This is a genomic window from Marisediminitalea aggregata, assembly GCF_900129565.1.
GTDB classification, from domain to species: Bacteria; Pseudomonadota; Gammaproteobacteria; order Enterobacterales; family Alteromonadaceae; genus Alteromonas; species Alteromonas aggregata.
Window position 1 is genome coordinate 534,061 of sequence record NZ_FQWD01000002.1, and the last position, 7,367, is coordinate 541,427.

Sequence of the window (7,367 nt, forward strand, 5' to 3'; positions counted from 1 at the left end):
ACAATTCCATGAATCACCAAAATGGTGCTATTGCACCATTGTGTAACTATACCTCAATTACTCTCAATGCCAAACGAAAGCGTTGTTTGGCGCTGTTAGTAAGTGATATTAAACGGTTTAGTTACGCTTTTATTTTTTGTTATTCGCTTACTGTGTAGGGCAAGTTATTGTTTTGGAATATTGAGCAAAGGTGGTGCCAAGTTTTATTTTGGGTGTGTTGTTCCAGGTTGTTTTTGCATTGTGGCCTTTTTATTAGTTGCCGGGGCAAGCCCGGAAGGTCCCGGAACGAGTCCGGGATGACGTTTATCCGGGATCTTATAAACATCCAGTGGGAGTTGTTTTTACATCGTGGCCTTTTTGTTAGTTCCCGGGGCAAGCCCGGGATGACGGTTAGAGGGTCGTCCCGGAACAAGTCCGGGATGACATTTTTGGGATCGGGATGACATTTATTGGTGGCCAGAACGATGGCGTTTAGATAGTTGGCAATGTTCAACAATTAGTCTATAACGGTACAAAAAATAATCATAAGGAAGTGATGAAGTGAAAACCTGTCTTAAATCATTTGCTGCCGTCGTCAAATATACCGCTTTTTTACCCCTATTATTTGTACTTACCGCTTGTGGTGGTGGCGGTGACACGTCTACTCCTTCACCAAACCCTAATCCGCCAGTAACGCCTAAAGCTGCAATTAGTCTGGGCAGTTATACTTTGCAAACAGAAGTGCGGGATACCAATGGAAATGTGGTTTCAAATTGTAATTGCGGAAGTGCAGTTGTCCTGCCGTCAGGTGAAATTTGGGTTGCGTTTGAACAATACCCATTGGTTGAAGACTACGGGTATGGCGTCCTTCTTACCACACAAACTCAATCAACCAGCTCTTTTACCGCCGACTATACATACTATGAAGCCTCTGTTTCAGTAGCTAAAGGGAGCTTGGCTTCGCCCGGCACATTCAATGAAAATCAGTTTTCATTTTCTCTTACGGTTAAAGGCCAAAGTGTAAATGTTGAAGCTGTGAAATCAACAGACGCCACTTCAATCGATCTATTCAGTTTGTCTAGCGGGTCTGGTGAACTCGAGTTTTCTGACGATCCTTATTCACGTATTTCAGTTACTGCCAATGGTGATGTTAACGGCGAGGTCTTAGGCTGCCCTATATCAGATGGGGAATTAGCCGACGTGAGTAATAGCAGACATGTTTTTTCATTGTCACTGTCGTTTGATTCCTGCTCAAATGATTCACTTTCTAACCAGTCTTTTTTCGGTGCTGCGTTCACACTTCCAGGCATTTCTAATCATGGTTTACAATTACTGTTTGCAGACGACAATGGTTATTTTCGCCAGGCTTATGCTGAAAAATTGGCGGATACCGGTTCAGCCGACTATACGACTGAATCAGCACCTTCCATATCGTCCCTTACAGTTACCGGAGCCGAAACTGTAACCTTACACTGGTATAGCGAAGACCAAACTAGCATACCAACTACCGGCACTAGTTATACCGTGTACGCCAGTACTCAACCGGATTTTCAGCCTTTACCTTCACATTTAGTCCACGTTACAGGGGATGCATTAAGTGCCGATATTGATTCACTTGCATCAGACACCGAGTACTACTTCAAGGTAATTGCAAAAACCGAGGATAAACAGAGCCTGATAAGTAGTGAGATAGCCGCGAAAACGTACAAGTCATCACCCATACAAGCTCAAGGCACAACTATATTTCAAGCCGAGGACAACAATTTAACGCTTACAAGTGCTTCCAGCGATACATTAGTTTTCACACTGAGCGCAGGAGCTAATGTCCCTGCCCCTGGTGACTTTATCTTCGCTAAAAATGCCGATGATGAGCTTCTTTTTAAACAGGTCACCTCAGTATCTTCCAGTAATAACGAAGCAACTGTGTTAGTCACGCAACCGAGCTTAAGTGAATTAATTCCCTCTGCTGAACTCACCGACTATACCAGCTTAGGTACAGTGTCAGGGTTCGCTCCAGACAGCCGAAAAGTCGTACCTACCGCCAGTGGAAAATACCCGGCAAACACATCACCAACCAAAGCAGAGCGCTGGGGCAATTCCATTTCCAATACGGCGTATTATAAGCCTTATAAAAAAGCCCATCTTACACAGAACGGTGAGTCCGTAAACGTAACTTTCGATGGTGACAAAATCACTTTAGATATTGACGGAGTTACAGGTTCAATTTCGTTAGATCCGGAAATTGATATTGCACCTTCAGTATATTCAGATTTTGCATGGGCCGGCCCTTTAGAAATAGCACGTGCCGAATCAAGACTAGACGCAACGGTAGATCTTTCGCTTTCCGTAGACAGCTCTATCTCAGTTGATTTGTTGGACTTTGAGAAAAAAATCGATGTACCTTCACTGACTTTTAAAAACACCAAGATTTATGCCGTTGGTCCTATACCGGTTTATCAGGAAATTATATTTACATTGCATGCCGTTATTAGCTCGACATCGAGCGCGGGTATTGACGTATCGACAGGACTGCATCGAAAGTACAAGCTAACTGCGGGGGCAAGCTACAACGGACTAACAGAAGAATGGGACGGCATACTAAATGGCCCGACTCTTCTCTCTCAGTCAAGTACGGCCAGCGCTGCCGTGCATATTGGTGCGAACCTGGAATTGAGAATAGTGCCAAAAATCGAATTGCGGTTTTACACTGTTGCTGCACCTTACTTTTCCATTGAGCCCTATGCCAGTGCAGAAATTGAAGTTGGAAATGGTGTAACGTTTGATTCGTTGTCAGGCAATACACAGGTAACACCTACCCAATTTAATACGTTTAATGTTGAGTTGGGATTGGAGTGTTTTGTTGGCTTTGAATTTGGCATATTAGTGCCAAACAAGTTTTCATTGAAAAGCAAAAATGTTTGCCCATTTGTTGAGCCTAACGTGTTATGGGCCGTACCAGAGTTTCAGTTTGACGTTGACACAGAATCTACCACCTCTGATTTTGCAACCATTTCAGCATCGGTATCAAATGATCTCGGATACAATGAATTAGACGCCTCTTCAGCGACGTGGGACATTTATCCTAACGATTTCATTTTAATTCCTCACAGTGACGACCCCCTTAAAGCCGATGTCCAGTTGACTTCTAATGCGAACGAAGAAGGCGAGTACACTATTCTGTTCTCAGCGACTGATAAACTGGGTGAAATTGGTCGTCAATATGACAGCGGCAAAATTCGCTTTGGCGACTGTATTACCGAAATTAACGAAGCGTATACGTCAATGGATCAGTTGCCGGTCGATGAGTCGCTAAGACTGTCTCAATATGCCTGCTACCATACTCCAGCTCAGAATGAATTTGGCTTTCGAGCTGAAAATGCCTTATTTGCCAGAAGCTATTTTCAAGTTAATGAAGAAGTATATGAAGGACCATTAAGTCCACTAGAAGTGCTCAATGCGGGGGAGTTCAGATATAAAAAACATGTTGGCATTCTGGATATTCCCTTTTTTACCGTTGCCGAATCTCGATATGTTGTTTACGGGAATTACGGTAGAGAGATTGATGGCATCTATACAAAATACAGAGAAGTTATTTTTAAAGCATTGTCAGATGAACCATTTGAGCGATTGAGGAGAACTGCGAGCGGAGATGATAAACCGTACTTCGTACCTAAACAGTCAGTTGAAGCAGAATTAACTTACAATGTTGGAATCCCTAGTTACAACCTAACTTATTTCAACGGGCTAGACGACACCGACACCAGAGGTGCCATTTACTATATTTATAAATATAGATGCGCACAAAGAACAAAGGAAACAGAGGGCTATACAATATACGGTGAATTAGTATATGAGTCATATATCGAGATGTCAGAAAATGACGATACTTGTTTATCGAATGCAGAAGCTAAACGCTTAAATTCAATTGATCCCATAAGAGACAATTATTTTTATCTCGATTACAAGCATAGGTATAGTGACTTGCTTGAAATAATCTTCGCGATAAAAGATGAGTAATTTGAATAGCTGGAACTTGATTAACCGGTGTGTACCAAGGCCTATACACCACCTAAAAGCCGCATAGTTCACCTCCATCCGTCGTCCCGAAGATCCCGGGACAGGCCCGGGATGACGGTTTGGGTGTTATCTTTGGCTTCGTGGCCTTTTTGTTAGGTCCCGGGGTAAGCCCGGAAGGTCCTGGAACGAGTCCGGGATGACAGGGTTAGAGGGTCGTCCCGGAATCGCACAGCGCATATCCGGGATCTTAAAAGCAACCAGTGGGGGTTGTGCTTGGCTTTGTGGCCTTTTTATTAGTTCCCGAGGCAAGCCCGAGATGACGGTAAAGGTGTAATCTCTAGCTTCCGTGGCCTTTTTATTAGGTCCCGGGGCAAGCCCGGAAGGTCCCGGAACGAGTCCGGGATGACGCGTTGGTACTAATCCCCTAGCTGATAGTTTTTTTGTCGGAACAGGGTGAGGGCGGCGTTGCAGACTTCGGGGTCGTAGAGCTTGCCGGCGTGTTGTTCTATTTCCTGTAAGGCCTTTTTAATGCCCAGTGCGTGGCGGTACGGGCGGTTTGTGGCCATCGACTCAATTACGTCTGCTACGGTAATGATGCGGGCTTCCAGTAAGATTTCATCGCCTTTTAGCCCTCTGGGATACCCGGTGCCGTCCAGGCGTTCGTGGTGCTGATACGCTACTTCGGCTACGGGCCAGGGGAAGGCGATATTTTTTAGTATGTTGTACCCATTACACGCGTGAGATTTGATGATCTCAAACTCTGCGTCGGTGAGACGTGTTGGTTTGGTTAGGTACTCGGCCGGTATACTGATTTTGCCGATGTCGTGCAGCAGCCCTGCAATGCGCAAGCCGTATTGGGTATCCATGTCTAAGCCCATTTCAAGAGCAATGGCCGATGCCAGCTCCCCTACCCTGGACTCATGTCCCGCTGTGTACGGGTCGCGTAGCTCCACCATATGCGAAATGGCGGTAATAGTGCCGAGTATGGTTTTTTCCAGTTTAGTGGAATACTCCTGCACTTGTTCTAACGCCGACTCCTCGGTACTGATATCACGCCAAATTCCCACAAAACAGGTAGCCGATACGCTTTCAACGCGTCGCAGCTCATCATGAAAATACACGTAGTGCCCTTTGGCGTGCTTTACCCGGTAATAGTGATCGCCGCCCCCATTGGCCAGTATGGTTTTACTTTCTTCCAGCGCTCTGAGGCGGTCGTCCGGATGCACACACTTTTCCCACCAACCGGGTTGTAGTGCTTCTTCTTGGGTATAGCCCAGTAAATCGTACAGGTTGTCGCTAACCCAGAGCGTACGCAGGGTTTTGCCGTCCCAGTTTACTGCGTAAGTCAGCATAGGAATGTGCTGAAAGAACGTAGGGATTTTATTGAGCACCAACTGTTCAGTGCTGTCGGTTGCCGCACTGGCGACTTGCCTTTCTGCGCTGTTTAAGCGCATCAACAACACGTACAACAGGCCCGACATTAGCGTAACAAACGCCACGCCTTTGCCTGCCGACAACACATAAGAATCGTTAAAATCGCCAATGAACTGTGCAAGCAACCAGTCACTGCCGATTATCCATATCAAACTAGCAAGCAGGTATATTGCAACCAGCTTTTGGTAGCGGCGTTTGTTCATAATGAGTCCGAACCACAAAGATAAAATTACGATGAACTTGAAAAAGAAAACACTGTTCACCAGTGCCAGGCTCTAGTTAAGCTGGGGCATTCTATGCAAACTTTTTGAGAGATCTACTGTTTACGACGATTTGCTACGCTAATGCGACGTTTTATTGATTTAGATGAAAGGAAACAACATTCTTCCCGCTGTTTACGCTGGTCAGATTACTTTGCTTGCTCAGATTGAAGCCGTTCATCCAGATGTTTGGCGATGTCGGGCAATTGATCGAGCCCGCTTGGGTAAGTAACCCGATAAAAAGGAACACGTTGTAACAATGCAGCCAGCGCCATAATGCGAGACTGTTCAATGCCTAATCCGCGATAGGCATCACCTAACATACTATTTTGCATGAGTATGATCAGCGCTGCGCTGGGGTTAATTGGGGTAATGGTGAGCGGATTACCTGATTGGGGCTGTTCGTCTACCCGGTTTAGGTAGTACATGGCGGTTACTGGCGCGGCGGTATGAGTATCTTGCGCCGCAAAAGAGATTTCCTGTTTGGCGAAGCGCTCGTGTACCTTCTTTTGCTGTACCGGCTGGGTAGTTAAGTGATTTTCCAACATCGCTGCGCTGTCGGGCCACAAGCGAACTTTGGGCCAGCTGGGATACACTTCGTACTGTTCGTTAGTGTGGTATAGCGCCGCCATGTCGTCTGTTGTTAACGTGTATCCCAGAGTGGTTAGCAGCGTGGTTAACGTAGACTTACCAGTGCGGCTTGGCGCTAAAAACAACTGTGCCTGATTGTTTTTAACCAGGGTATTGGCGTGCAGACACAAGTGGCCTTGCAGCTCTAGAAATAACGATAACCCCAGGGTTTGCAGGTAATGAGCCGGGCCGGTGCCGTTCGCCTGCCAGTCTATGGTTAATTGGTTGCCTTGCAGTTGAAACGTTCCCTGCCCTTCACAGTCTATATGCAACTGATAGCAGTCATCTTCCCTGTTCAACGTAATATTCGACTCGTAGCGTTCACCTTTGTCGGTTAACGTCCAGGCTGTTTTGGGGTTGCTCAGTGGCGTAACGGGGTTGAACGACACATCCAACGTAAAAGGCGTGTTTGTATTGTTGGTAGTTTTGTCCAGGGCAAGGGTAACGCCGTGAAGTGGGGTACTACTGAGCGACGCCAGTTCCTGTTGAGTATTCGGTGACATTCCTTAATCCGCTGACTGCTGTACAACTAGTGCTAGGATGCGTGGTTTAAGGGTTTGTGTAAAGTGCCGGATAAAAAAATGCCCCGTAATACGGGGCAAAGTTGAGAACACACACACTTTATTGCACACACTAACCTTGGAAAGGGTTCCGCTTGGTATGGCCGCCCTGTTCATCAGGAACACTGCCAGAAAAACCTTGCGTTAATTCTTGCAAGCTACCTGCACGCTGAAGTTGGGGTGCGTGGTAGGTTAGCTTGTTGTTTCTGTCGTCTTGCTTGTTCATTCAACACATCCATAAAGTTGATATGTATAGTGTACGTTTTTTGCACTCATGTTGGTTATTAAAGCTCATTATTAGGTATTGGGTTTGATACTTTTTGTGGCGTCCAGCGGGGTTGTTTTGAAATCTCGGCCTTTTTGTTAGTTCCCGGAACGAGTCCGGGAAGACGCTTAGGGTGTAAAGTTAACCTTATACGTCGTCCCGGAAAATGCCCCAGCGATATTCGGGATCTTGGAAACATCCAGCGGTGGTTGTTTTGAAATC

4 protein-coding genes are annotated in these 7,367 nt (G+C 45.9%); 1 reads left to right on the forward strand and 3 read right to left on the reverse strand.

The window, feature by feature from the left end:
• Window positions 1–540: 540 nt before the first annotated feature.
• The gene (locus BUB81_RS06510; protein ID WP_073320055.1) at window positions 541–3,996 is read left to right on the forward strand and encodes a fibronectin type III domain-containing protein; all 3,456 of its coding nucleotides are present in this window, start codon (window positions 541–543) and stop codon (window positions 3,994–3,996) included.
• A gap of 416 nt (window positions 3,997–4,412) precedes the next feature.
• Here the strand turns inward: BUB81_RS06510 and BUB81_RS06515 are convergent, their stop codons facing one another.
• The 3 genes from BUB81_RS06515 to BUB81_RS21900 all read right to left on the reverse strand — a co-directional run bounded on the left by BUB81_RS06515 (window position 4,413) and on the right by BUB81_RS21900 (window position 7,106).
• Window positions 4,413–5,633, reverse strand: a complete 1,221-nt coding sequence (locus BUB81_RS06515) for an HD domain-containing phosphohydrolase (RefSeq protein WP_084526282.1) — start codon at window positions 5,631–5,633, stop codon at window positions 4,413–4,415.
• Window positions 5,634–5,839: 206 nt separating this feature from the next.
• Window positions 5,840–6,823 carry a hypothetical protein gene (locus BUB81_RS06520; RefSeq protein WP_073320058.1) on the reverse strand — a complete coding sequence of 328 codons (984 nt, stop codon included), beginning with the start codon at window positions 6,821–6,823 and terminating at the stop codon, window positions 5,840–5,842.
• A gap of 130 nt (window positions 6,824–6,953) precedes the next feature.
• Window positions 6,954–7,106, reverse strand: a complete 153-nt coding sequence (locus BUB81_RS21900) for a lasso RiPP family leader peptide-containing protein (protein ID WP_139241517.1) — start codon at window positions 7,104–7,106, stop codon at window positions 6,954–6,956.
• Window positions 7,107–7,367: the final 261 nt, after the last annotated feature.

What these genes read in the sequence shown, in the direction of transcription:
- BUB81_RS06515 (WP_084526282.1), bottom strand. Translation starts at nt 5,633, where the DNA reads ATGAACAAACGCCGCTACCAAAAGCTGGTTGCAATATACCTGCTTGCT.
- BUB81_RS21900 (WP_139241517.1), bottom strand. Translation starts at nt 7,106, where the DNA reads ATGAACAAGCAAGACGACAGAAACAACAAGCTAACCTACCACGCACCC.
- BUB81_RS06520 (WP_073320058.1), bottom strand. Translation starts at nt 6,823, where the DNA reads ATGTCACCGAATACTCAACAGGAACTGGCGTCGCTCAGTAGTACCCCA.